General features: G+C 32.5%; 24 protein-coding genes and 1 riboswitch. Of the genes, 6 read left to right on the top strand and 18 right to left on the bottom strand.

Annotation, left to right across the window (positions count from 1 at the left end):
• Window positions 1-90 precede the first annotated feature (90 nt).
• A complete protein-coding gene (locus DW1_RS03230) occupies window positions 91-735 on the bottom strand; it encodes a TVP38/TMEM64 family protein (protein WP_347499700.1) in 645 nt (214 codons plus the stop codon).
• A gap of 101 nt (window positions 736-836) precedes the next feature.
• Window positions 837-1,784 carry a sulfurtransferase gene (locus DW1_RS03225; protein WP_074349200.1) on the bottom strand — a complete coding sequence of 316 codons (948 nt, stop codon included), beginning with the start codon at window positions 1,782-1,784 and terminating at the stop codon, window positions 837-839.
• 348 nt (window positions 1,785-2,132) lie between these two features.
• On the opposite strand from DW1_RS03225, the gene DW1_RS03220 reads away from it, so the two are divergent.
• Entirely contained in the window at window positions 2,133-2,573 is a 441-nt protein-coding gene (locus DW1_RS03220) for a GNAT family N-acetyltransferase (RefSeq protein WP_074349199.1), read from the top strand.
• 64 nt (window positions 2,574-2,637) lie between these two features.
• Here the strand turns inward: DW1_RS03220 and DW1_RS03215 are convergent, their stop codons facing one another.
• On the bottom strand, window positions 2,638-4,128 hold the full coding sequence (locus DW1_RS03215; protein WP_074349198.1) for a leucyl aminopeptidase: 1,491 nt from the start codon (window positions 4,126-4,128) through the stop codon (window positions 2,638-2,640).
• Window positions 4,129-4,307: 179 nt separating this feature from the next.
• Here DW1_RS03215 and DW1_RS03210 point away from each other — a divergent pair, with 179 nt between their 5' ends.
• Entirely contained in the window at window positions 4,308-5,258 is a 951-nt protein-coding gene (locus DW1_RS03210; protein ID WP_074349197.1) for a calcium/sodium antiporter, read from the top strand.
• A gap of 130 nt (window positions 5,259-5,388) precedes the next feature.
• Here DW1_RS03210 and DW1_RS03205 read toward each other — a convergent pair whose 3' ends face one another.
• The 9 genes from DW1_RS03205 to DW1_RS03165 form a co-directional block, all read right to left on the bottom strand.
• Window positions 5,389-5,877, bottom strand: coding sequence for an ECF transporter S component (locus DW1_RS03205; RefSeq protein WP_074349196.1), 489 nt, complete (start codon window positions 5,875-5,877; stop codon window positions 5,389-5,391).
• Between the two features lie 9 nt (window positions 5,878-5,886).
• Window positions 5,887-7,623, bottom strand: a complete 1,737-nt coding sequence (locus tag DW1_RS03200) for an NADH-dependent [FeFe] hydrogenase, group A6 (RefSeq protein WP_074349195.1) — start codon at window positions 7,621-7,623, stop codon at window positions 5,887-5,889.
• A gap of 95 nt (window positions 7,624-7,718) precedes the next feature.
• Window positions 7,719-7,838: riboswitch (molybdenum cofactor riboswitch) on the bottom strand.
• A gap of 130 nt (window positions 7,839-7,968) precedes the next feature.
• Window positions 7,969-9,792 carry a translational GTPase TypA gene (typA, locus tag DW1_RS03195; protein WP_074349194.1) on the bottom strand — a complete coding sequence of 608 codons (1,824 nt, stop codon included), beginning with the start codon at window positions 9,790-9,792 and terminating at the stop codon, window positions 7,969-7,971.
• Between the two features lie 187 nt (window positions 9,793-9,979).
• Window positions 9,980-11,923 carry a YgiQ family radical SAM protein gene (locus DW1_RS03190; protein WP_074349193.1) on the bottom strand — a complete coding sequence of 648 codons (1,944 nt, stop codon included), beginning with the start codon at window positions 11,921-11,923 and terminating at the stop codon, window positions 9,980-9,982.
• A 24-nt stretch (window positions 11,924-11,947) separates the two neighbouring features.
• Window positions 11,948-12,397 carry an NUDIX hydrolase gene (locus DW1_RS03185; protein ID WP_074349192.1) on the bottom strand — a complete coding sequence of 150 codons (450 nt, stop codon included), beginning with the start codon at window positions 12,395-12,397 and terminating at the stop codon, window positions 11,948-11,950.
• A gap of 159 nt (window positions 12,398-12,556) precedes the next feature.
• Entirely contained in the window at window positions 12,557-13,201 is a 645-nt protein-coding gene (locus tag DW1_RS03180) for a hypothetical protein (RefSeq protein ID WP_074349191.1), read from the bottom strand.
• 122 nt (window positions 13,202-13,323) lie between these two features.
• On the bottom strand, window positions 13,324-13,833 hold the full coding sequence (locus DW1_RS03175) for a flavin reductase family protein (RefSeq protein ID WP_074349190.1): 510 nt from the start codon (window positions 13,831-13,833) through the stop codon (window positions 13,324-13,326).
• A gap of 16 nt (window positions 13,834-13,849) precedes the next feature.
• Window positions 13,850-16,132, bottom strand: coding sequence for a DUF3160 domain-containing protein (locus DW1_RS03170; protein WP_074349189.1), 2,283 nt, complete (start codon window positions 16,130-16,132; stop codon window positions 13,850-13,852).
• Window positions 16,133-16,149: 17 nt separating this feature from the next.
• Window positions 16,150-16,869, bottom strand: coding sequence for a hypothetical protein (locus DW1_RS03165; protein ID WP_143474346.1), 720 nt, complete (start codon window positions 16,867-16,869; stop codon window positions 16,150-16,152).
• 263 nt (window positions 16,870-17,132) lie between these two features.
• On the opposite strand from DW1_RS03165, the gene DW1_RS03160 reads away from it, so the two are divergent.
• The 4 genes from DW1_RS03160 to DW1_RS03145 are packed head-to-tail and all read left to right on the top strand — an operon-like array spanning window position 17,133 to window position 21,130.
• Window positions 17,133-18,401 (top strand): ABC transporter substrate-binding protein, encoded by a 1,269-nt coding sequence (locus DW1_RS03160; RefSeq protein WP_074349187.1) that lies wholly within the window; start codon window positions 17,133-17,135, stop codon window positions 18,399-18,401.
• 38 nt (window positions 18,402-18,439) lie between these two features.
• Window positions 18,440-19,312, top strand: a complete 873-nt coding sequence (locus DW1_RS03155; protein WP_074349186.1) for an ABC transporter permease — start codon at window positions 18,440-18,442, stop codon at window positions 19,310-19,312.
• Window positions 19,299-20,096, top strand: coding sequence for an ABC transporter permease (locus DW1_RS03150; protein WP_074349185.1), 798 nt, complete (start codon window positions 19,299-19,301; stop codon window positions 20,094-20,096). The genes DW1_RS03155 and DW1_RS03150 overlap by 14 nt, the downstream gene beginning before the upstream one ends.
• A gap of 14 nt (window positions 20,097-20,110) precedes the next feature.
• Complete coding sequence (locus DW1_RS03145; protein ID WP_074349184.1) at window positions 20,111-21,130, top strand: ABC transporter ATP-binding protein; 1,020 nt, start codon at window positions 20,111-20,113, stop codon at window positions 21,128-21,130.
• On the opposite strand, the gene DW1_RS03140 is transcribed toward DW1_RS03145, so the two are convergent.
• The 6 genes from DW1_RS03140 to DW1_RS03115 all read right to left on the bottom strand — a co-directional run bounded on the left by DW1_RS03140 (window position 21,114) and on the right by DW1_RS03115 (window position 26,071).
• Window positions 21,114-22,001, bottom strand: coding sequence for a nucleoside hydrolase (locus DW1_RS03140; RefSeq protein WP_083605507.1), 888 nt, complete (start codon window positions 21,999-22,001; stop codon window positions 21,114-21,116). The two genes, DW1_RS03145 and DW1_RS03140, sit on opposite strands and share 17 nt — an antisense overlap.
• A 331-nt stretch (window positions 22,002-22,332) precedes the next feature.
• Complete coding sequence (locus DW1_RS03135) at window positions 22,333-23,022, bottom strand: TIGR04283 family arsenosugar biosynthesis glycosyltransferase (RefSeq protein WP_074349183.1); 690 nt, start codon at window positions 23,020-23,022, stop codon at window positions 22,333-22,335.
• Window positions 23,012-24,010: an aminoglycoside phosphotransferase family protein gene (locus DW1_RS03130; RefSeq protein ID WP_074349182.1), complete on the bottom strand. Its 999-nt coding sequence runs from the start codon at window positions 24,008-24,010 to the stop codon at window positions 23,012-23,014. The genes DW1_RS03135 and DW1_RS03130 overlap by 11 nt, the downstream gene beginning before the upstream one ends.
• A complete protein-coding gene (locus tag DW1_RS03125; RefSeq protein WP_074349181.1) occupies window positions 23,997-24,677 on the bottom strand; it encodes a TIGR04282 family arsenosugar biosynthesis glycosyltransferase in 681 nt (226 codons plus the stop codon). Before DW1_RS03125 ends, DW1_RS03130 begins: the two co-directional genes overlap by 14 nt.
• Window positions 24,667-25,359: a TVP38/TMEM64 family protein gene (locus DW1_RS03120; protein WP_074349180.1), complete on the bottom strand. Its 693-nt coding sequence runs from the start codon at window positions 25,357-25,359 to the stop codon at window positions 24,667-24,669. The genes DW1_RS03125 and DW1_RS03120 overlap by 11 nt, the downstream gene beginning before the upstream one ends.
• Complete coding sequence (locus DW1_RS03115) at window positions 25,346-26,071, bottom strand: TVP38/TMEM64 family protein (protein WP_074349179.1); 726 nt, start codon at window positions 26,069-26,071, stop codon at window positions 25,346-25,348. Before DW1_RS03115 ends, DW1_RS03120 begins: the two co-directional genes overlap by 14 nt.
• Between the last annotated feature and the right edge of the window lie 72 nt (window positions 26,072-26,143).

Genomic DNA, 26,143 nt, shown 5'->3' with positions numbered 1-26,143 from the left:
AAGCTAATAGGTCATTAATCTCCAAATGTCAGCTAGTACGTATACATAGATTAAAAGGGATTGTTCTCTTAAACAATCCCCAGTATATTTTTATTTATTATCCTTGTTACTTTTCTCGTTCCATACCTTCTTAATTAAAAATACTAATATACTCAATGAAAAGAGTATAAATAATGCAGTTACAAAAGTCTTGACTCCGCCTGTTAACATTCCTCCCACATATGAATATACAATAGTTGCTGGAAGTTGGCCGAGTCCCGTTGCCCATAAGAATGACCATAGACTCATAGAAGTCAGTCCAGCAGCATAACTGACAATATCAAAGGATATAAAAGGAAGCAATCTGGCAATCAGAATAGCATAGTTACCATATTTATCAAAGAACTTATCAACCTCTTGTAGGGCAAACCTATTTGTAAGCTTTTCAACAGTTGTTCTACCGTATACTCTAGCAATATAGAAACATAGAACTGCCCCCACCATAGAAGATGTCCATGAAAGGATTGCTCCCTTTACCCAGCCAAATAAAGCTGCATTAGCAAATGTTATCAAAAATGCAGGTAATGGTGCTGCTATAGATTGAAATACCATTAATAAGAAAGATATTACTGGTGCCCATATTCCAAAGGATAAAATATACCCCTTTATTGCCTCTACGTCTAACATACTTAAAATAAATATAACTCTATTTATTGCGACCTTTACTGGAGTAACAAATGAATAAATGCAAATCAAAGCTATTATTACTCCTAGTTTAATCCAAGTTGACTTTTTAGTTTTTTTCAAAGTATCAAATACTTTATTCAATATATTTCGCACCTTTAGAATTTACCTTCTTATTTTTGTAGTTCTAAATCTGGATTTCCTGACCAAGCGTAAAAGCTAGCATCATAGTTTCTTACATTTTCATATCCCATCATAGTCAAAACTATTTGCATGTGAGCAGAACGAATACCTGCAGTACAATATGTTACTATTTCATCATCTTTTTCAATTCCATTTTCATCAAGAATAGTTTTTATTTCTTTTGCACTTTTTAGTGTACCATCATCTTTTAAAAATTGGTTGAAAGTTATATTTATAGCTCCTGGTAAATGTCCTCCTCTTGCTTCACCAAAATTTTGCGCACCTTCATACTCATTTTTTTCTCTAACATCTATAATAACTAATTCGTCTATTTTACTTGCTAATTCGTCAGTATCAATATTAGTTGAATTATCTAATTCTGTCACTTCAACAGTTGCAGGAGTTGGCTCTACTATATCCTTAGAGATTTCATAATTATTAGCTTTCCAATATTCAAATCCACCATCTAGCATCTTTACATTATCAAAACCTGCTCTTTTAAGCATCCAAACTATTCTTCCCTCTTCACCCCAGCCACCTTTTGTGCTAGTATACACTACAATTTCTTTATCTTTACTTATTCCAAATGCAGATAACTTTTCTGACAAAATCTTTGGTTCAAGCACAGTTCCCCAATCAGGATTTTCTCCTGGTGCTCCTGACATATCCGCAAAATTTTGCCACATTACAGCAATTGAACCTGGTATATGTCCTTTTGCATAAGTATCCGCTCCTCTGGCGTCTAGAATAAGTAGATTTTCTTTGCCTAAGTTTTCCTTTAGCCAATTAGCATCAACAATATAGCTAGAATCTACGAATTCTACTGCATCTCCTGTAGATTTATTTGGCTCATTAGATGTGTTTGTATCATTTGAACATCCAGTAAAAACAAACGCCAATGATAGTATCACCAATAATATTAACAGAGATTTTTTCATTGTAATCCCCCCAGCTTTTTTTATATAATATTAACACCCATATGATTTTAACATACAAGCTTTGAGAATTATAATCGCATTTATCTATGCTTTTGTTATTAATTATAGAAATAATTAATATCAATAGGCTACAATATGTTAAGAAGCAAATATATAAAAGAAAAATATCTATAAAATTGACAAAATATTAAATCCATAAACTATAAATAATTTCTTCATAAAATTAAAATCTAGATATTATATCTGCTACATATACTTTCCATAAAATTAATAAAGAATGAGAAGGATAATAAGAACAATAATAGAAGTATATATTTTAAATATAATTTGGCTATATAGGGGGACAAAATGCTAGAAATAAAAGAAATCAAACCAGAGTTAACTTACAATATTAGGCATACTATTTTACGCCCATTACAACCAATTGAAGATTCTATGTTTGATACAGACCATGCAGAAAATTCATTTCATATTGGAGCATTTTATCAAGAAAGGTTAATAAGTGTCGCATCCTTTATTACTGAAAAAAATCCAAATTTTCTTAGTGAAAAGCAATACCGCTTAAGACAGATGGCAACTCTTGAAGAATTCCGAAAGTTAGGTGCTGGAAGGTCCATTGTAAATTTTGCAGAAAACATTATTAAGGAACGTGGTTTTGATTTTTTATGGTGTAAAGGAAGAGTCTCAGTACAAGAATATTATAAAAAATTAGGTTTTAAGTCATATGGTGAAGTTTTTGACTATCCTCCCATCGGTCTTCACATTATAATGTATAAAGAGCTCCTATAACAAAATATAAAATCAAGGGGACATGTACACTGATTTAATCAATGTACATGTCCCTCTGTTTGCCCTATTTAGATATTTCCTTTACCATTTCATAAATAGTCCTTACTCCTACTCCTGTACCGCCTTCTGCAATATATTCACTGCTCTTGCTTGTAAAGGCAGTACCTGCTATATCCATGTGTATCCAAGGCTTATCCTGAACAAATTCTCCTACGAAAAGTGCAGCTGTAATTGCTTGTGGATTTCCAGCTGAATTTGTTAAGTCTGCTACTTTAGATTTTAGAAGCTCCTTATATTCATCAAAAATAGGCATTCTCCAAATCTTTTCTCCTGTTATCCTTGATGCACTCTCTAAAGCCTTATAAAATTCATCATCATTAGACACTACTACTGTAGCTGTTGAGCCTAATGTAACTATAGCACCTCCAGTTAGTGTTGCTATATCTAAAATTTTTGTAGCATTTTCCTTTTCAATTATATAATGTATGGCATCCGCTAATGTAAGCCTACCTTCTGCATCTGTGCTACCTATGAATATCGTTTTTCCTGCCATAGAGCCAATTATATCTCCAGTTCTATACGAATACCCGCTAATTAGATTTTCACATGCTGCCACTACTGCTATTACATTTACCTTTAGCTTTTTCCTTGCTATTGCCTCCATAGCCCCTATAACAGAAGCTGCTCCACCCATATCGCTTTTCATATTTACCATACCATCTTTTGATTTAATGCAAAGTCCACCACTGTCATAGGTGAGTCCTTTTCCTACTAGACCTATTATCTCCTTCTTATTTTTCTTGTCTCCAAAATATCTCATAACTATTAGTCTTGGTCTATTTTCTGAAGCTCTGCCAACAGCCATAAATGCTTCCATTTCTAACTCTTGTATCTTATCTTCCTTTAATATCTCTACTTCAAAACCACTTTCTTTTCCTGTCTTTTCAGCAATGGCAGCTAATTTAGCAGGTGTCAATACATTTGCAGGCTCATTTACCATATCTCTAGCTAATATAGTAGCTTTGCTAAGTATATTGCCTTCTACTACTCCTTTATCTATATCTACTATTTCATCAGGATTAGCCCCAACAACGCATATGCTCTTAACTGGATTTTCTTTTTTATCTTTAATATATTTATCAAATTTATAGCTTCCTAATATTAGTCCTTCTGTCATAGCCCTTGTAACTTGACTTAAGGATAATTCGCTGGTTGTATTTATGGGATATACATCTACAGCTTTTGTCTTTAGATTAATTGCTTCTTTTATACCTTTAGCAAAAATCCTTCTAACTTTTTCTATATCTACTTCTTCTTTTTTCCCTAGTCCTAATAATATTACCTTCTTAGGGTTATCCTTTCTTGTTAATTTAAAGCTTTGAATCTCATTATATTTTCCCGAAAACTCTTCTTCATTTAATAAGTGTTTTATCATATCGGCAGCTTCTTTGACTGGTACACTTATATCTGCCTCTGTAAAACCCTCGTAATATGATAGTACAATTGTCTCGGAATATTTATCATCCATCTTTTTTGTTAGCACCTCAAATACCATAGTGATATCCTCCTTATATATTATTAATTGCAAATAGCTTAATACTCAACTTAAAATTGATTATATATTACATTTCTATAAATAAGTTTATTTTCCTTCAATACAAACTCACAAGTATACTTTTATTTATTAAAAAATACATATTAACTATACGGTACTATTATAAAGGAGGTATTCATTTGATATATGCTATCTTGCTTTTTTCTATAGGACTATTGTTGATTATTAAAGGCGGTGATTGGTTTACTGATTCTGCAATTACCCTAGCTAGGGCTTCAGGACTTCCAGAGGTGCTTATTGGAGCCACTATTGTAAGCTTAGCTACTACATTGCCTGAATCTATTGTTTCTATATCAGCAGCCAAAGATGGATTTACAACTATGAGTATTGGCAATGCAGTAGGTTCAATTATTTGCAATACTGGATTAATACTTGCACTTATCTGTGTTATAAGCCCAAGTAAAATAACTAGCAACTTCTTTAGGTTAAAATCAATTCTTTTGTCGCTATATTTAATTATAATGTCATACCTAGCACTGGATAGAGTAATAGATAAGTCAGATTCATTAGTTCTTATTGCCATGCTAATTATCTATGTAATTTTAGATTTTTTTATTCTAAAAAATAGAATAGAAAAAAAAACTACTAGCCATAAGCTTGATTTAGAGCCTAAAATGAAATTAAGAATTGGAGTACTTTTTGTAGTTGGTGCATTGACTATATTTGGAGGTGCAGAACTATTGGTACATAGTGGTGTAGTAATTGCAAGGAGCATAGGTGTTCCTGAATCAGTTATAGCCCTGTCAATAATTGCACTAGGCACATCTTTGCCTGAATTGGCGACGGCAATAACCACTATTAAAAAAGGTCATACTAATATGGCAATAGGCAATATAGTAGGATCAAACATCATGAACATCACTATGGTCATTGGAGTATCTGCTTTTGTAGCACCACTTAAGGTTTTAAAACAAAATATATTATTGGATTTTCCTGCTGCTCTTATAATAGTGTCAATTTTAATAATCCCCTCATTTATTAAAAAGAAGACTTATAGAGTCCAAGGTATAGTTTTATTAGTAATCTATGTTATATATTTAGTGTTTTTATATGGTTTTTATTTAGGTTAAAAACTTCTACCAAAATATTAGTTTTACTTGAATAAAAGGTTAGTAAAAGCCTTCATGCTCAATAATTAAATAAGATTAGCTATACATCCGAGTAGATGCAAAGCTAATCCTATTAATCAAGTTAATTATATTAAGTTGGCTGATGGTTTTTTATTCGTTCTATAACCTGTATAATAACAAGTGCTAACGTACCACCTACTAAAGCAGTTATAAGCTGTGGAAAGCTTAGCGCGGCTTTTATTGGAGGCTTTACTGTCAAAATAAAATTCACAGCAGAGTATAATAGTCCAAACTTTATAAGAGCTGCAACTATGATTCCTATTATCTTACTTCTTTTTCTTATTAGACCGTATGCCGTAGCATAAATAATATTTCCTGCTACAATAAATGGGACAACTATAATCATTGCAGGAGGTTGAACTCCTAATACTACAGCCATAAATGGAGTGGTAAATCCAATAGCTATAGCCCAAGGTAATCCACATATGTGAGCTGCTAAAATTAGTACTGCGTTTATTCCTGAGCCAGTTATTAACTGTCCCATTTTAACGAACTGAAATACTAAAGCAATTGCAAGCAATAAAGCCGCTTTTGTTAGGGTTCTAACTTTTACATCCACTTTTCCCACCTAAATCTTTGCTCTTTTTATATAGTGAGTATGTAATAGCTTATGAGCCTTATGTCCATTAGCTTCTCCAAGGTATTCTTCATATAATGCTTTTATTTCTGGATTAGTATGAGACTTTCTTAAAGGCATTTCTTTATCAATATTATATAGGCCTTGTGCTCTTAGCTTACATACTTCTTCAGTTTTATCCTTATCCATTATAATTGGCTGTCCTCCACCATTTATACATCCACCTTGACATCCCATTACTTCAATAAAATGATAATCAGCTTCACCTTTTCTCACCTTACCTAAAAGTTTGCTTGCATTCCCTGTGCCATGTGCAACAGCTACTTTCACATCAAGGTTTCCTATTCTAACAGTAGCTTCTTTGATTCCTTCTAATCCTCTAACAGGCGTATAGTCTATCTCTTTTAAGTCTTGATTAGATAATATATCTGCAACAGTCCTTAGAGCTGCTTCCATAACACCTCCAGTGGTTCCAAATATCACAGCTGCTCCAGTAGATTCTCCCATAACCTTATCAAACTGTTGTTCTTCTAAGGATGCAAAATCTATTCTGGCTTCCTTTATCATCTTAGCTAATTCTCTAGTTGTAATAACTGCATCTACATCTCTGAGTCCATCTACAGATAGCTCTTCACGTGCAGATTCATACTTTTTAGCTGTACAAGGCATTACAGATACTACAAAAATTTTCTTCGGATCTATTCCCATTTTTTCTGCATAATATGACTTAGTTAATGCCCCTAGCATTTGATGGGGTGATTTACAGCTAGATAAATTATCTAAAAAATCATTATGAAAATGTTCACAATATTTAATCCATCCAGGCGAACAGGAAGTAATCATAGGAAGTTTTCCACCATTCTTTAATCTTCCTATAAGTTCTGTACCTTCCTCAATAATTGTCAAATCTGCTGCAAAATCTGTATCAAACACTCTATCAAATCCCAATCTTCTAAGAGCTGTCACCATTTTGCCTTCTACATTGGTTCCAATAGGCATACCAAATTCCTCACCTAAAGCAACTCTCACTGCTGGAGCAGTTTGAACAATAACGTATTTTTCATTATCTTCAAGAGCTTCCCACACTCTATCTCTATCGTCTTTTTCTCTTAATGCACCAACTGGACAAACCTTTATACACTGTCCACAATTAATACATGCTAACTCTGATAAACTTTTTTCAAAAGGAGTAGTTACTACTGTTCTAACTCCTCTTCCCCCAAAATCTATAACTCCTGTTCCTTGCACATTCTTGCATACACTTACACATCTTCCACAAAGTATACATTTGTTTTGGTCCCTAACTATTGCTGGTGAGGCCTGATCTACAGTATGTGTCTTGTTATTATTTTGATAACTTATCTCACCTATACCCATTTCTTCTGAAAGCTTTTGAAGTTCACAGTTTAGATTTCGTGAACAAGTAAGGCATTCTCTATCATGACGTGCCAAAATAAGTTCAAGAATAGTTGCTCTGGCCTCTCTCACCTTCTTTGAAGCAGTCCATACTTCCATACCTTCTTGAACTTGAAGAAGACATGATGCCTGTAGAGCTCTAGCCCCCTTTACCTCTACAACGCACATTCTACAAGAGCCTACTTCGTTTATTTCTTTTAAAAAACATAGAGTAGGAATGTGAATATTCAATCCCCTAGCTGCTTCTAGGACTGTAATACCTTTTGGCACTTGAGTTTTTATGCCATTGATTGTTAAGTTAACCATTTCCACAATAACACTCCCCTTCATCATTTATATTAAAAAAACAGAAAACTCCTTATAAAATGAGTTTTTTTCGCATGGTAAAAAACCGATACGTCTATATGATGTCGGTAAAAAATCCTCCTTTCCAAACACGGGAGGCATGAACATTTCTATTCATACCCATAGGCTTATATCCATTGACTCTTGTCTTTAGGATTATAAACTCGGAGTTATTCTATTTCTAAAAAAATTCTATTTCAATGTTATTCTTTTGTCAACTTTATTTCTAAATTTTATCATTTTTCTTAAAAAATTAAAAAATCGAAAAATAAAAAAGCCATAGCTAGAATAATTTCAACTATGGCTTTCTATCTATTTTTTCTTAGATTTATACCTTAGATTATGGTCAAGTATACTTTTTCTTACTCTAATGTTTTCAGGAGTAATCTCTAGTAGTTCATCATCTTCTATGAATTCTAGTGCTTCTTCAAGACTCATAATCTTAGGTGGTGAAAGTCTTAGTGCATCATCTGAACCTGATGCTCTCGTATTTGTAAGCTGTTTTCTCTTACATACATTCACTTCTATATCCCCTGATTTTGCATTTTGCCCTACTACCATACCTTCATATACCTTGGTTCCTGGTGTAATGAATAGTATTCCTCTTTCTTGGGCTGCATACAACCCATATGTCACTGCTTCTCCAGATTCAAAGGCTACTAGTGAACCTTGTGGTCTTCTAGGTATATCTCCTTTATATGGCTGATATCCTTCAAATACTGAATTCAATATTCCATTACCTCTAGTATCTGTCATGAACTCTGAGCGATAACCAATTAAGCCTCTAGCTGGTATCATAAACTCTAATCTAGTATAGCCTCCACTAGGTTGAGTCATAGTAATCAGTTCACCTTTTCTCTGGCCTAGCTTTTCTATAACTGAACCTACGTATTCTTCAGGCACATCTATAATAACTTTTTCAATAGGTTCATGTTTTTTTCCATCTATAGTTTTAAATAAAACCTCTGGCTTTGAGACTTGAAATTCGTATCCTTCTCTTCTCATAGTCTCTATTAATATTGAGAGATGAAGTTCTCCTCTTCCTGATACCTTAAATGAATCTGTTGATTCAGTTTCTTCTACTCTTAAGCTTACATCTGTATTAAGCTCCTTAAAAAGTCTTTCTCTAACCTGTCTGGATGTCACGAATTTTCCTTCTTGACCAGCAAAAGGACTGTTATTAACTGAAAATGTCATTGCAATAGTTGGTTCAGATATCTTAACAAAAGGAAGTGGCTCTGGTCTTTCTGGTGCACATATAGTGTCCCCTATGTGTATTCCTTCTACACCAGATACTGCTATTATGCTTCCTATTTCAGCACTATCTACTTCTACTCTATTAAGTCCCTCGAACTCGTATATCTTGGTTATTTTTACTTTTTTCTGAACCTCTGGTTCTAAATAATTCACTATCACAGCTGGCTCATTTACTTTAATGCTTCCCCTTTCAACCTTTCCAATACCTATTCTACCCACATACTCGTTATAGTCTATTGTAGATATTAGAACTTGAAGAGGCTCATCTCTCTCTCCTTCTGGAGCTGGGATGTATTTTATTATGGTTTCAAATAAATCTTCCATATTGTCTTTTTGTTCATTCATATCTAATGAAGCAGTTCCACCTTTTGCAGATGCAAATACAAAGGGACAATCCAGTTGGCTCTCATCTGCGCCTAACTCTATGAATAAGTCCAGAACTTCATCTATTACTTCGTTTGGTCTTGCCTCTGGCCTATCTATCTTATTTATACATACTATTACAGGTAGATTTAATTCTAATGCATTTTTTAATACAAACTTTGTCTGTGGCATAGCACCTTCAAAAGCATCTACTACTAAAATCACTCCATTTACCATTTTAAGAACACGTTCTACTTCTCCCCCAAAGTCGGCATGACCAGGAGTATCTATAATATTTATTTTTATATCTTTATAATATACAGCTGTATTTTTGGATAGTATTGTGATACCACGTTCTCTTTCTAAGTCGTTTGAATCCATAACCCTTTCTGTAAGGACTTGATTTACCCTAAATGTACCACTTTGTCTTAAAAGCTGGTCAACTAGTGTAGTTTTGCCATGATCAACATGGGCGATTATAGCTAAGTTTCGTATATCATCTCTTTTTGTTTTCACTATTATTCCTCTTTCCAAATAAAATTCCAACAAAAGCTATTTTATCATACTATATATAAAAATCAATAAAAATTGATAAATGATACTCTTAAAAAACATATATTTAGTTTCTTCCAGTTCAAGTAGATATATTAATCCAAAAATACCCTCTAAATTAATGAGAGTAGCTATGCTCTAATTCTACTTTTTATTTTTTTCTTTCTTCTTTTCTTTTATTCTCTTTGCTGTTTCTACTATTTTTATCACTCTTGGATTTCTTACTAACTCTATTATTTTTATTACCTCTAATATCCTTGTTAGGACTTCCTTTAACTCTAGTGTTTTTTCTCTCATTTCCTTTTTTCCTAGGCCATATTAAACATTTTCCTCCAAAGCCTATTAAATCAGTTCTTCCAGCCTGTACAAGAGCTTCATATACTAAGTCATAATTCTTAGGGTTTCTGTATTGTATCAATGCCCTTTGCATTGCCTTTTCCCGAGAGTTTTTAGGTACATATACTTCTTCCATTGTTCTAGGGTCTAAGCCTGTATAATACATGCAGGTCGATAAAGTTCCTGGTGTTGGATAAAAGTCTTGTACCTGTTCAGGCATATAGCCTAAATCCCTAAGATATTCTGCTAGCTCTATAGCTTCTTTTAGTGTAGAGCCTGGATGACTGGACATTAAATATGGCACTATAAACTGAGTTAAGCCTAGATCTTCATTTATTTTTTTATATTTATTCACGAACTTTTCATATACTTCCTTCTTAGGTTTACCCATTTTCTCTAGTACATTTGGAGATATATGTTCAGGTGCAACCTTTAATTGACCACTTATATGATGCTGGCATAACTCGTTGAAGAATTCATCATCTTTGTCATGTATTAGATAGTCATATCTTATTCCAGAACGAACAAAAACCTTTTTTACATTTGGCAACTGTCTTAATTTTCTTAAAAGGCTTAAATAATCCTGATGATCTATATATAATTGACTACAAGGATTTGGAAAAAGACATTGTTTGTTTTTACATACTCCATACTTAACCTGCTTTTCACAGGCTCTGTGTCTAAAGTTAGCTGTAGGTCCTCCTACATCATGTATATATCCCTTAAAGTCTGGTTCCCAAACAATCTTATTAGCCTCTGTAATTATGGATATATGGCTCCTAGCTTGTACAACTCTTCCTTGATGAAAAGTAAGGGCACAAAAACTACAGCTTCCAAAGCAACCTCTGTTACTTATGATACTAAATTTAACCTCTTCTATGGCAGGAACCCCACCTGCTTCCTCATATATTGGATGGTAGTTTCTCATGTATTGCAAGGAGTATGTTTTATCTAGTTCAGACTGTTCCAATGGCTTTGCAGGTGGATTTTCTACTACATATACATCTCTATAGGGCTCTATTAAAGTCTTACCCCACATTGCGTCCATATTATTGTGCTGAACCATGAAGCTTTCAGCATATTTTTTCTTTGATTCAATTATTTCATCATATGATGGCAATATAATACCATCATGTATATGGCTTATTGTCTTAGTTTTATATACAGTTCCTTTTATGAAGTTTAGATATTGAATATCTATTCCATTATCAAGACCATGGGCAATATCAATTATTTGCTTTTCTCCCATACCGTACACTAATAAATCTGCTTTTGAATCTAATAGTATTGAACGTCTGACCTTATCATCCCAATAGTCATAGTGAGCTAATCTTCTAAGACTAGCCTCTATTCCCCCTAGTATAATAGGTACATCGCTATAGGCTTCCTTTGCTCTGTTTCCATAGACTATAGTTGCTCTATCTGGACGAAGTCCCATCTTTCCACCTGGGGAATATGCATCTGCTTTCCTTCTTCTCTTGGCAACTGTATAATGGTTTACCATTGAATCAATATTTCCACCAGTTATTAAAAATGCAAGTCTAGGCTTTCCAAGTTTTCTAAAGTCCTTAGTGCTTTGCCAAGAAGGTTGAGATATGACCCCTACTTTAAAGCCCTCATTTTCTAATAATCTTCCAATTATGGCAGCTCCAAAGGAAGGATGGTCTACATATGCATCTCCTGTAATCAGTATAAAGTCCGGCTGTTCCCAGCCTCTTTCCTTCATTTCTTCTTTATTTATAGGTAAAAATTGAAGCATAAAATCATTCCTTTAATTTTTAATTCAATTACCGTTTAAACTAAGTCTTACTTTGTCTGCATTACTAATGCACTTCTTCACCCACTGTGGAACTTTTTCATTTTCTGAAATTTCCTCTGTTGTCATCCAATAGACTTCTGCAACCTCACTAGGTGACGCTGGGTATGGCTCACCTTTTTCAAGCTTACAGAGAAATATCACATCTACAACTGGCCCCCACTTTTTAGAAATAAACCCTATGCTTTCGATATATATCAACTTCTCACTAAGTTCAATACCTACCTCTTCCATTACTTCTCTTCTTAAAGTATTTTCAAGAACATTGTATTCTTCTCCCTCATTCTCTACTTTACCACCTACCATAGCAATTATTCCAGGCGCATACTCTTCCTTCTCACTTCTTTTTATCATAAGCCATTTATCATCTCTATATATAGCTCCTACGACATTTATTACATTTTTTATAGTGTCCATGCCTGCCTCCTAAAGTACATTTTCCGACAGTTTTTACTGTTACATTATATCTTACCATTTAATAAGATGTAACGCTAGAAAAACTGATGATTTTAGAAGTAATTCTCAAAATAAAAAGGAACAAAAGATATAAACTTACTCTTGCTCCTTTAACTAATCCTACTTAATAATTTCAAGCTTTTTCTTAATATTATATACTTCTTTCTCTGTTTGATAATCCTTATAACCAAGAAACTCAATATCATCTGTTATTTTGTCAAGTTTAGTTAATGTAGATACATGATTTGCAGCATTTTTACCTTCTAAATCATTAATTTTATCTTCTAGACTGTCAAATCGCCCTAGAACTTCTTTATGATTGTTATCAACCTTGCTTTCGAGCTTGTTAAGCTTATCATCTATATTGCTAACATTTGTCTCAATCTTATCTAACCTATTTTCTTGACTATCAAGCTTATTTTCTAAGCCAACAAATCTGTTTTCCAGATTGTCAAACCTATTTTCCAAGCCAACAAATCTGTTTTCTAGATTGTCAAACCTATTTTCCAAGCCAACAAATTTGTTTTCTAGATTGTCAAACCTATTTTCCAAGCCAACAAATTTGTTTTCTAGATTGTCAAACCTATTTTCCAAGCCAACAAATCTGTTTTCTAGATTGTCAAACCTATTTTCCAAGCCAACAAATTTGTTTTCTAGATTGTCAAACCTATTTTCTAGATTATTAAGCCGATTGTTTATAGTTCTTACCTCTTGTTGTATGCCTTCCACCACACTAAGTAGTTTTTCAAACATTTCATTTGTCATAACTACACGCTCCTCAGTAACTAATTATTTATATTATATACTAACTCAGTGCTTTTTTCACTTATTTCCTCCTATATTTTACTAAAGATTAAGCGAGAGCATACCGATATTGTCGACAAACTTTATTTTTTTAAATAACAATCAACTATCTCTCCAAAATATAATACATGATAGTCATTGTTTGTATAGAACTTATCTTTGATTTCCTTAGCTACGGTAGCAGGCTCCATTGCCTGTTGGTAGACTACCTTACATTCATAGTGTAATTCACATTCGCCTATAACTGGTGCTAATACCTTCTGCCCATCTACCATAGTTAGATTACATTCTTTGAATTTATTTACATCTCTTCCTGAATATCTTCCACAGTAGGCTAGTTCCTTTTTTAAATCCTTATTTATAGGTATACTTACAGTAAACTCCTTTGAATTTTCTATAAGATTATATGTATATCTAGAATATCTTACTGCAACCATGAATATTGGCTTATTCCACACTATACCTATATTTCCCCATCCTATAGTCATGGTATTTACTTTATCACCATCCTTTACTGTAAGAAATGCTCCTTTGGTTATTTGCTCTAAGGCATCTTTTGAATATTCATTGAATTTTACTTTTTGGATTGTCATATATTATCCTCCTATTCTACTCATTTGAGTTATCCCAATCTACTTCCGGTGGCTCTATTTCTATATTGTTTGTTCTAGATTTAAATGTATTTACCCAGAAAGGTTGTGCTGGTAGTTTCTTAGACGGCTCTCCATACTCCAAATACTCAAAGTGCTCTTCCTTAATAGTCTTTAGCCCGTGGAGCTCCCACCATTCTTCATCTGTTAATCGCTTATCACTTGTAAATTCATAGTATGAGTATACTGCTCCTCTTGTTAGATATAGCTTGCCTTTTACAGGAACAACTACATAGATCTCATCAAAGTACCCAGTTCCCATACTAAGATAGTGTTCACCTGGTAATGTAGCTACATCCGATACTAACATAGAGCTTTGTTCAATGGAATATGCACCATTATATACATTCTCCTCAGATGCACTTCCAAACACATACCAATTCATTATCTCCTCAATATGTCCTCCAGTCCAAAAAAGACTGTTTTTCTCATCTTCTGTTAGAGGTTCATTATTCAGCTCTTTAATAGATACTGTTCTCAATAGTTCTAGAAATTTTATATGACTTTTAGTCCCTTCTAATAAGCCATCATTAAGCAAGTCCCTAGCCTTTAAATTCTCTACAGTATATTGCATTAGCCAAAGCATTGTATCATATAACTCGATATTTGGTTCAACATAATGCTGATCAGCAACTGCCATTGCCCCACCAGCCTCTGCTACTGGCTGCTTTCCATATAATATAGTATCATGCTTTAATTCTGCATAACTCGATAATGCAGCATTTAGTGATTTACTTCTCCAACCATCATTAGTCATGAAAATAGGCATTCCAGAGTTTTTGTCATATTCTGTTAACTGTTTTTGTATTGACCAAAGCCAACCATTATATAAATTGCTCTGCCAAAGCTCGTCTTTATAGCTAGTTACCTCTGATTTTAACTCTTTGTATTTTTCTTCATATTTTGGCCATGCTTTATGAGGTTCATAAACCTTGAATAGTAGTTCTTCTCCTCGCTTACTTCCTAATACTCCCATTACATCTAACCCATTAGGAACTGGTCTCTTGAGTGGCTCCATTAATTCTTGCATTATATACCCATCTAATATATATCTCTGACCCATGAACTTAAAGCTTTTGTTAACAGGCTTTTCTATGAATTTTCCTGTTATTTTAGGTTCCCTTAAGTCTTTTACTCCTTCATGAATTTTATCTTTATATGTGGAATCACTGAGGCTATTAACATCTATATCCTCTCCAAAAACTGAAACCAGCAGCTCTCTCATATCTAAAATATTTATATCATCTGATTGGCCAACATAAAAACCAGTTGGTTCATAAATATTATTCCACAATCTTACGTCATTAGAACCGTCATGCTCCATAAATGCTGTATAAGCTATTAAAAGTGCCTTTAAGGTTTCTTCATAGTACAATTCTTCTGTCTCCATATTCATCAGATTAATAGGTGTGAATCCATACCACATCATGGTCCTAAAGAAATTTTGAAGCCTTTCATTTCTGGAATAATGGCCTCTTACTGTAAACTGTGAATAATCTAGGTCTTGGTCCTCAAATAAGAAAGACTTATTAGTACCAGAAGCTTCTTTAATGAGTTCATATTCCTTTTTAGCTAATTCTAAAATATGATTATCTACAGTAACATTTACATTATCCTTACCCAATACTAGCATTTTAGCAACTAGAAAATATGCCACATTCTTCCCTTGAAGAACTTTTAATTTTTTATCTTCAATTTTTCCTAGCAGTGCAATAGACTTCTTTAACATGTTATCTGTTAATATTTCTAAGTCCTTGGATAAAATCTCTGATTCAACATAAATAAGTGATTTTCCAAAAAAATGATGATATAAATGGAGCACTACATCTGTAGTTACAAAATTAGGTATGTCTAAGTATTCGTTATACTCATATATATGGTGTAATTTAGTGTTTTGACTTGGTAGTACAATAAACCCATTTTTTGCAATCATCCTTTTCTGCTCATCAGTAAAACCAGTAAATCTATGGATATTTTCAATGTTTGAAAGGTCTTCATTAATGATATATGGCTTCACCCTTGCCTCGTAAGATGTAGGAGTAAAAGAAAATTGGATGTTTTTTATCTCCTCAGGTATATCCCAACACATATTAGATTTTTCTACATCTATGATATTACCTAAGTCTATCACTGTACTAGTTGGATTTTCGTCTATGTTACTAATTTCCTTGTCCTTTGTGCATCCAGCTAAAATACTGTTCAAAATAATTATTGTAACTAATAGTTTTGCTAATGATCTCAATTTTATCCCCTCCTCGACTAGTCGACCTCTATAATCCATCCATCTTTTACCATTACTCTTGAAGTAAATTTTTTACCCCATTTATTATATGTAAGCTCCAGTAGATTATTATCTAAGTATTTTACATCCTCTATTATATCATAAATTTCACTTTCAGCCAAAAGCTGGAATCCAAAATCCAACCAATAGTATATCAATAATCTCTCTTCTCCATTTTGGTTTTTGTCTATAACCACAAGTTCTTCTCCCTTTATACTTAAAAGGTCCATTATATAAAAATCTTTTAAATAATAGCCTAGTCTTGTACCAGTCCATTTCTTATAAAGCTTCTCTCCATCCCAGTTAAAAACAAAGAACCGATTATTTACTTCCTTATCAAAATAAGTAGATTTATTTACCCCCATAACTATTTGAGGACCATCTGTGTAGTCCAAATTTCCTAACTCAATCTTCCACGGCCAAACATATGTAAAGTCATATTCAGCAACTTTTAGCCAATTTACTTTATTTGAAAAATCATCTAATTTGTATATGTAAATATATCTTTCTTTATCGCTTAAGCTTTTTTCTTCAATAATAGCAAAAAGCCAATGTTCGTTTAATGCATAATCTACAAGCTTTTGATTTGGAGCTAACTCTAAATTATGTAAAACATGTTCTTCACTAGTTACTAAATAAATAACTATTATAATCATTATTATAATTATAGCTAGAACTACTCTCTTTTTATTAAGCACAAGCATCTTGCCTCTCTTTTAATATTGCCAACAAAAAATACCATTATAGTATGGACGTTTTTTTATAACTAATTGTTCCTTTTTTATCAGACTCATTATAACAATATAATTGTGTGAAAAAAATTGAAACTATAAAAATAACTGATACGTCATATATCAACTATAGATATTTATTATTCTAAGTTCAATAATTTATAGAATTCTTTATGTTATAATTGTTGTGAATAAAAATTCCCAAACATAAGAAACATAAGGAGGATAAAATGAAAAGCAAAGGATTAACGTCAATTCTAGTAATTATAATGGTCCTATTCTTAGTTACTGGATGTAGCGGAGAGAAAGACATAGCAGATTCACCTAAGGATAGTAGAAATGGAATAGTCTCTCAAGAATTTGACCCTAATGCAGATTTTGATACTATTATTGAACAAGCTAAAGGAAAAACTGTTAGATTCTATGGCTGGGGTGGAGATGAAAACAGAAATAGGTGGTTAAATCTAACTGTAGCGCCAATATTAAAAGAGAAATACGATATTACCCTAGAGGTAGTTGGCATGGATATTGACAATATATTGGCTAAATTAGCAGGTGAAAAGCAAGCTGGTTTAAAAGAAGGAACCATCGATATGATATGGATAAACGGAGAGAACTTCTATTCTGCTAAAGAAAATGGGTTATTGTTTGGACCTTTTGCAGAGCAACTGCCTAATTTTAAGAAATACATAGATGGTGACGATGAAGAAGTTAAGAATGATTTTGGATTTCCTATAGAAGGTTATGAAGCACCCTATGGCAAGGCACAAATGGTATTTATTAATGATAGTGCAATTACAGAAGAAACTCCTAGAAACACTGAAGAATTCATGGAATATTGTAAAAAATATGAAGGCAAAGTAACTTATCCTGCATTGCCTGATTTCACTGGGAGTGCTTTCGTAAGAACGTTAATTTATGATATAGTTGGTTATGAGCAGTTTTTAGATATGGAAGCAGATAAGGAAGTGGTTAAAGAAGCTATAGAACCAGCACTAGAGTATTTAAGAGAGTTAAATAAGTATTTATGGAATCAAGGAAAAACCTTCCCTGCAACCTCAGGAGAAGTTGACAACATGTTCCAAGATGGTGAATTGGTGATGACTATGAGTTATGGTCCTTACGCAGTTGCAGTAGGTATAGAAAATGGCACATATACTCATACTACACGAACATTCCTATTTGACAACGGAACAGTAGGTAATACTAATTATATTGCTATAGCTAATAATTCACCTAATAAAGCAGCTGCTATGGTTGCAATTAATGAAATTATATCAGCTGATATACAAGCAACTCAATTTGAAGAATTAAGGACCTTACCAGTAATTTCTTATGACAAATTGAGCACTGAGGAAAACGCTAGATTTGACAATGTAGATATAGGAGAGGGCGTCCTACCACAAGACGAGCTTCTTAATAAAAGGTTACCAGAGATGCCTGCTAATATCGTTCCTATAATAGAAGAAATCTGGCTAGAAGAAGTAGTAGGAAAATAGTATTAGAAAGCTTTACAAATTGTTAGGAGTGGCACATTATGAATAAAAAAACACCCTATATACTTATAATGCCCATAGTATTATTGGGTGTTCTTTTTATATATGGAGTTATAAATGGAATAATTCAAGGCTTTGGGTACATACCAGCTTTTAATCTAACAAATATAACTTTAGATTATTATATTGAAGTGCTTAATAGTTCTACTTTTCTCGATTCCTTAAAGGTGAGTCTGCAAATATCTATTATATCATCTATAATATCAGTGGTTTTAGGTACTATGCTTACTGCTGCACTAGTGTATACAGGGCATACAAAAGGTAAAATAATTCAAGTAATCAAGCTTGCCATTCTAATACCGCATACTATAGTAGCCCTGTTTTCAATAAGTATGCTTTCTCAGAATGGTTTGATAGCTAGACTTTTGTACCAATTAGGCTTAATAGACGGACAAGGAGATTTTCCATTGCTACTATACACAAGAAATAATATTGGTATTATCTTGGGATATATATGGAAGGAGGTTCCTTTTGTTGCTTACTTTAGTTTGGCCCTAATGTCTAGTATAAATAAGACCTTAGGAGAAGCATCAGAAAATTTAGGTGCATCTAAGTTAAAGACCTTTTTTCATATAACTTTGCCCTTAAGTATGCCTGCTATAAGAAAAGCTTTTTTGATTATTTTAACATTTTCCTTTGGAGCTTATGATTTGCCATTTTTATTGGGGGCAACTGTTCCAAAGGCACTGCCTGTACAAGCTCATATTGAATATATACATCCTGACTTGCGCCATAGACCTTATGCTATGGCCATAAATGGACTAATACTAATAATAACTTGGACAATGGCAGGAATATATTATTTAATAACAAAGAAGAAGAAAATAAATGGTGATATTCATGAAAGATACTAATTCAAATAAACTGTTGAAGCTTTTCTTATACCTTGTTATGTTTACAATATTAGCTCCTATGATAATACTTATACTTTGGGTTTTTGCCAGCAGATGGCCTTGGCCTAGGCTGCTTCCAGATACATATTCTCTTAGGGCTATTAAGGAGGTGTTCGCACCTCATACAAAAGTGCTACCAACATTGTTTTCAAGTATAATATTATCATTATCTGTAGCAGTTTTATCAGCAATAGTGGGTACCATGACTGCTAGGGCACTAGTTCTATACGAATTTAAAGGAAAAAACTTAATAGATTTCTTAGGCATTGCACCCAATATAGTGCCCGGAACTATATTTGCCATGGGAATACATGTAGTATTTATAAAGATTTCCTTAGCTGATACTGTATTAGGAGTGATAATAGTGCATTTAATATACACTCTGCCTTATTCTATAAATATTATGAGAGATTTAACAGCATCTATAGGAGAAAAAATGGAGTTACAGGCTTATGTATTAGGAGCGTCACCTTTGAAAGCATTTATGTATATTACGCTCCCCCTTCTTGCACCAGGAATAATGGCAAGTATTAGCATGGCTTATATCACTTCTTTTAGCCAGTATTTTATCACATTATTAATAGGTGGCGGAAAGGTTAGAACAATTAGTTTGCTTATGGTGCCATTTATAGCAAAAGGAGATCGTCATATAGGCTCTGCCTATGCATTAGTATTTGTTATATCTACACTTTCAGTTTTTATAATTATAGATAAAATTATTAAAAAAATCACCGTATCAAAGTAATGGGGGAAATTTAATTGAAGCTAGAACTAAAAAACTTATCTGTAACATTATCTGATAAAAAGATACTAAAATCCATAAATTTAACGGTTGAAGATGGAGAAATCATATCACTTTTAGGTGCTTCAGGATGCGGGAAAAGCACTATGTTAAAAACAATAGCAGGTTTAATAAATCAAAGTGAAGGCTCCATCATACTCGATGGAAATATAGCTGATAAAGTACCGGCTCATAAAAGAAGGACTGTCATTGTTTTTCAAGATTTTAGATTGTTTCCTAATATGACAGTCTGGGAAAATGTAGGCTTTCCACTGAAAATACTTGGTGTTGAAAAAAAACAACGTAGAGAAAAGGCATTAGAACTACTTAATAAAGTTAAACTGGAAGGTTATGAGAACAGGAGTGTCGATGAGTTATCTGGTGGTCAAATGCAAAGAGTTGCTTTAGCTCGTGCACTTGCAGCTGAACCAACAGTATTACTTTTAGACGAACCTTTTTCCAGTCTTGATATTAACTTGCGAAAAGATATGAGAGAGCTAGTCTTAGAGCTGCAAAAAGAATATAAAATAACCACTATACTAGTTACTCATGATCAGGAAGAAGCATTGACTATGTCTGATAGAATAGCTTTTATGCATAGTGGTCAAATAGAACAATATGATACACCAGAGAACATATTTAAAAATCCAGTGAACACCATAGTAGCTAATTATTTTTCAAAAGGAACATATGTTGACGGCGAAATAATAAATAATAAATTTGTTAGTGAATTATTTACTAGTAATATAAGTAAACACAATGGAAAATACAAATGTCTTATAAGACCCTTGGCAGTAAAGGTAAATAAGTATAATAACAGTGATTTTAAAGTAGTGAGCAAAATATATCAAGGTGATAATTATTTACTTAAGATACATAATACTAAAAACAATTTAAGATTAGAAAGTATTATCTCAGACTCTGTAGATATTGCAGAAGGAGATAGAGTCAATATAGAATTAGACAAAGATAGGCTTATTTTCATACCTGAAAATTAAGGCTATTTTTGTGTTGCTCTCCAAAAATCTTATATTGCTGGTATACATGTTCTATATATTTATCTATGTCTTTTATTTTGGGGATAATAACCTTTCTCGTCTTTCCTTTTCCAAATAATAGCCCTTTCTTCATGCTTTCCTCATCTGGAGAAATATCAAGAGTATTTTTAATAAACAAATCAGGATTCAGAAGAGCTGCTACTGATAATATATCCCATATATATATTCCGTTATTTTCAAAGACATCTTTCTCCCTATCAAACCAGTATTGACTCTTAGCATAAAGCCATCTCTCAAAATCATTTCCTTCTTTTAGCTTCTCAAATCTTTCCCTTGTAAAAAATCCATCCAAGCAAGTATTTCCTGTTGCTATAATAATAGTTCTTCCATACTCTAATACATTTAGAGACGCTTTAACGTTACAAGAAAAATTTAGTTCATTTAGTATCTTCTTGTTTATTATTAATGGCTCAGTTATTCCACCCATTAGAGAAATATCCTTTATTTTTTCATAGAAATTGTTATCTATCTGCCAAGCATGGTACAAGTTAGTTAAAGAGCCTGTTGCAAGTATAGATAATTCTCCATTATACTTGTCTGCCATCTCCACTAGAAATTTTGCAGCTTCATTGGCTTTATAGGAATCTTCTGAGCCTTTAAATACAGGAATTTCTGAATATCCAATACTCTTCATAAAAGAAATAGTATTTGGATATACAATCTCCAATTTGTTGTTTCCAAATGTTGTGCTTATTCCTAAGACCTCTGTATTCTCCTGAGCTAAAGTATATATAATAGCAAGACCATCATCTATATCACAACCATCTATTGAAAAAGTATTGTCACAATCTATTATTAATTTTCTAATCATGATACCATCCCTGCCTTTTTTAAAAAATAATGTTCTGTTTTTTAATGAGCTAATTCCTGTTGATACTTTCTCATTGGTGTTAAAAAGTTTACATAGGATATATTAAACGCTAGTATTGGATTTTTTTATTATATATGAATAAGTAGTACAGTAAACATATATTTTTATGAGCTTTAAACCTATCTTGTAAATCTTTAGTCAGTCGTTCCCCTTTTAAAGGTATACAGCCATGTTTGCTAGCGTACTGTATGAAAGTTTTTTAACAAATTCTGTTCAGTAGATTTCCTACAATCAATGCATTTTTCATAATCCACGTCAAATCTCTCATCCTCTATTTATATAGACTTGCAATCACTTCAATATCTTTTCCCCTTCTATACATATATTGAAGTCTTTGCATCCTTGCCATTGTCTTAAGCCTGCCATTTTCTACAAATCGCCTTTCTGAAGTCTCTATTTTAGCATTTGCTAGACCTATTTTTTCTCCATCAGCTTTTATGTCCATTGACAACTGATAGTCTTCCATAAGTGGAATCTCTACAAATCCTCCCAGTTTATAAAAATAATCTCTACTTATAAATATACCTTGATCGCCAAAGGCTATATTTCTTAACCTCACTCTTAAATTAGACATAAAGCCGCATATTTTCATAAGAGTACTTCTGCTATTAAATCTTATTTTAAAACACCCTGCTTTATAGCCTTGGCAAATAATGTTATGAATTTGAGCAAGGGCATCACTAGGCAGAAAACTATCTGCATGTAAAAACAGAAGTATATCTCCTTTTGATAGTGAAGCTCCATAGTTCATTTGATGGGCCCTGCCCTTTTTAGGAGAGAATTCAAGCCTGTATTTTTCAGCTATTATTCTATTGGTTCCATCACTACTGCCGCCATCTATAAATATAATTTCACAGCGAGACTTAAATTGTTCTAAATTATCCATTATTTTGTGTATTATTAACGCTTCATTGTATACTGGAATAATAATTGAAATCTTTTTATCTTGTTTAATATTCATTCAAATACTCATCCTTTATCATACTTAAAAAGTCCCTAGACAAATAGGATTTAATCTTTTGATAGGTATAATCATTAGATATAAGCTTGTCTTTATCCTGATATTCTACATAGGCCATAGCACACCAGGTTATGCCTCTTAGGCAGTTCATCGATAGATAATTCTTTACAGAGGCCCAAAGCTCTTCTTCATCTTTGTATTGATTAGAGTTTTTACAATACTCTTTTATAAAAAAAGATATTTCTTCTCTGGTTAGAATCACATCTGTTTTCCAAAATGTTGTTGTAGGTGTTAAAAAATGCCCTAGATCCTGTGCAGGATATCCATATAGAGGCTTCTCCCAATCTACTATATAGTTATTAGCACCTTCTCCATTTATAAGGAAATTTCCTGAGTTTAGCTCCGTATTTATTATAGTTCTATTTCCTATATCTACAGTCTTTATATTCTTTCCTTTTTCAAGCAAGTATTCTATACTCTTTCTAGTATCTATGTCCATATATTCCGATAGTCTATATTTCTCAAACATCCTTAAGCATTCTTCATATATGGCTTCTATTGGATTTTCTGGTTTTATTAAATAATTTGCTTTTGAAATAGGTTCGTTGTGAATATATGCCAAAGCTTCAGCTGCTAATTTCAAATCTGTTTTGTAATCTAAATGCCTTCCTGGTAGATACTCCATAACTAGAAAGCCATAAGGTATCAGTTCTTTTCTGTCATCATAATATATAGGCTTAGGAGTTCTATTAGTCTTATTTAATAACTCTAAAGCTTCATACTCATATTTTATTTGGTTTTCTAAATTCATCTGACTTTCTGTTGCTATCCTCAATACTAACTTTTCACTATAAGCTTTTGAATAAAAAATATAGTTAATATTATATTCTCCCTGACCTAACATAGAAAACTCTTCACTATCATCTATGCCAAATCTCTCCATAAAGTCTTTGTTTTTTCTTATATTATCTAAATTAATTCGATTCATTCTTATCACACTTTCCCATTATTTCATTTACTAGCTTCCTTGTATTGTCGCAGGAAATGCTTTTATCTTCCTTTAATATTTTATATAGCATTAGAAAATCACTTTTGTCATCTATATCTAATTGTATATTTCCTACCCCATAGGATTTCCCTGAACTTTTTATTCTATCTAAAGTCTCTTCAAATACAGAACTTGTACTATATTTTATATTGAATATATCTTTGTTTTCTTCCTTCATTCCGATTAAATAATATCCTCCATCATAGGTTGGGGAAATGACTATATCTTTTGTTTCTAATAACTTAAAAGCTATTTCTATATCCTTTTTATTTAATAAAGGAAGATCACTTCCAATAAGCACTACACTCCTATATTTTTTCAAAGAAAAAGCTATGGAATTATGCATCTTCTCTCCTAAGTTTTTCCCTTCTTGCTTCAAAAATAACTCATCGTTATGAGTAATGCCTTTTAAAACTTCCAGCTCTCCATCTTCTGAATAATTAATGATTATGTCTATTCCCATATTTTTTATGTTGTTATATATGTCTTTAATAAATACTGTCTGAAGCTTTACACACATATCTTTGCCTAAAAATGGTTCTAATCTTGTTTTAGTTTTACCTAATGTAGGTATTCGCGTAAAAAAAATAATTGCTTTATCTTTCATTATGCTCCTTCTTTGTTAACATTTTGTATTTTTTATATAAGTGTACTCCTATAATTACCATCAGCACTACTATTAATACTGCTATAAATAGCATATTAGCTCTATCCCCTCTATTTATAATTCCTTCTGTACCAATGCTAAAAAGAATTATTCCTGGAATCATAAACAAAAAAGTTCCTATAGTATATTTCACTATAGAGATATTTGTTATACCATAGGCAAAGTTTTGAAGATTAAATGGAAATATAGGCAGTATTCTAGTTATCATAAGAATTAACATTTCTTTCTCAGAATCGACTTGAAAAATTATACTATATAATCTTTTGTTTTTCTTAACTAGCTCTTCTATAGAATCCTTCAACAGGTATCTACTTAAAACAAATGATAGGACTGCTCCTATAGTTGCTCCTATTAAGCAAAGAAAGCTTCCTATCCAAGGTCCAAATAATCCGCTTGCCACTACAGCAAAAGTGACCCCTGGCAAAGCTAAAATAGAAGAGCCTATTATTGTAAAGACTAAATACAAGAACATTGCTAATATATAATTGTCATGAACAAAGCTAATAATTGTTTTTAAATTATTAGAGTCTTTTAAATAAGAACTCCACTGTAGTTCTCTATTTAAAAACAGTCCTACTGCTATTATCAGAATAAAAATAAAAACCTTTCTATACTTTTTCATTTCTCTTTTCCTTAGATATATTACCTTTTTTTGAATAAAATATGTTTTTTACTAAGACTATTAATATTGATAGTGCAAATAAAATAAGTAGTGCAGTTACCAATAGCTGTGCTCCACCTGTGAGCATACCTCCAACATATGAATAAATAATAGTTGCTGGCAATTGACCTATACCAGTTGCTATAAAAAAGGGTATGAACTTCATAGAAGTAAGACCTGCTGCATAGCTTACAAGGTCAAAAGAAATAAAAGGAAGCAATCGTGCAATTATTATTGAATGTTTCCCATACTTTTCAAAAAAATCATCAATACTATCTAATCCTGTCTTACTAGTCAATTTTTCTACTATATCTCTACCTAAAATACGGGATATATAGAAACATACTGAAGCTCCTAGCATAGCACTTGACCAGGATAATATAGCTCCTTGCCACCATCCAAATAAATTTGCATTAGCAAATGTAATTAAAAATGCTGGCAACGGTGCCATTATTGATTGGAAGACCATTAAAGCTGCCGACACTAGCATTGCATATGTTCCATATTCATCAATAAAATCTCTAACTACTTCAAAATCTCCTGTTGCAAACATTGCTGATATAGTATTCACTAGTTCATTTACACTAGGATTAAAAAAATACAACAAAGTAAAAAGTATGATAATACCTAAAAGTATTATTTTTGACTTATGCTTTAATAATATATTTTTCATAACTCACCTCAACTTAAAATTTCTTATCATACAAATGGCTATTCACTTAAATCACTTCAAATGAATAGCCAT

The organism is Proteiniborus sp. DW1 (genome assembly GCF_900095305.1).
Classification (GTDB): Bacteria; Bacillota; Clostridia; order Tissierellales; family Proteiniboraceae; genus Proteiniborus.
This window is presented reverse-complemented; position numbering and strand designations above follow the sequence as displayed.

Excerpts from the sequence above, each read along its gene's own strand:
- DW1_RS03225 (WP_074349200.1), bottom strand. The coding sequence starts at position 1,784 with ATGAAAAAATCTCTGTTAATATTATTGGTGATACTATCATTGGCGTTT.
- DW1_RS03220 (WP_074349199.1), top strand. The coding sequence starts at position 2,133 with ATGCTAGAAATAAAAGAAATCAAACCAGAGTTAACTTACAATATTAGG.
- DW1_RS03215 (WP_074349198.1), bottom strand. The coding sequence starts at position 4,128 with ATGGTATTTGAGGTGCTAACAAAAAAGATGGATGATAAATATTCCGAG.
- DW1_RS03190 (WP_074349193.1), bottom strand. The coding sequence starts at position 11,923 with ATGCTTCAATTTTTACCTATAAATAAAGAAGAAATGAAGGAAAGAGGC.
- DW1_RS03185 (WP_074349192.1), bottom strand. The coding sequence starts at position 12,397 with ATGGACACTATAAAAAATGTAATAAATGTCGTAGGAGCTATATATAGA.
- DW1_RS03180 (WP_074349191.1), bottom strand. The coding sequence starts at position 13,201 with ATGACAAATGAAATGTTTGAAAAACTACTTAGTGTGGTGGAAGGCATA.
- DW1_RS03175 (WP_074349190.1), bottom strand. The coding sequence starts at position 13,833 with ATGACAATCCAAAAAGTAAAATTCAATGAATATTCAAAAGATGCCTTA.
- DW1_RS03160 (WP_074349187.1), top strand. The coding sequence starts at position 17,133 with ATGAAAAGCAAAGGATTAACGTCAATTCTAGTAATTATAATGGTCCTA.
- DW1_RS03155 (WP_074349186.1), top strand. The coding sequence starts at position 18,440 with ATGAATAAAAAAACACCCTATATACTTATAATGCCCATAGTATTATTG.
- DW1_RS03150 (WP_074349185.1), top strand. The coding sequence starts at position 19,299 with ATGAAAGATACTAATTCAAATAAACTGTTGAAGCTTTTCTTATACCTT.
- DW1_RS03140 (WP_083605507.1), bottom strand. The coding sequence starts at position 22,001 with ATGATTAGAAAATTAATAATAGATTGTGACAATACTTTTTCAATAGAT.
- DW1_RS03135 (WP_074349183.1), bottom strand. The coding sequence starts at position 23,022 with ATGAATATTAAACAAGATAAAAAGATTTCAATTATTATTCCAGTATAC.
- DW1_RS03130 (WP_074349182.1), bottom strand. The coding sequence starts at position 24,010 with ATGAATCGAATTAATTTAGATAATATAAGAAAAAACAAAGACTTTATG.
- DW1_RS03125 (WP_074349181.1), bottom strand. The coding sequence starts at position 24,677 with ATGAAAGATAAAGCAATTATTTTTTTTACGCGAATACCTACATTAGGT.
- DW1_RS03120 (WP_074349180.1), bottom strand. The coding sequence starts at position 25,359 with ATGAAAAAGTATAGAAAGGTTTTTATTTTTATTCTGATAATAGCAGTA.
- DW1_RS03115 (WP_074349179.1), bottom strand. The coding sequence starts at position 26,071 with ATGAAAAATATATTATTAAAGCATAAGTCAAAAATAATACTTTTAGGT.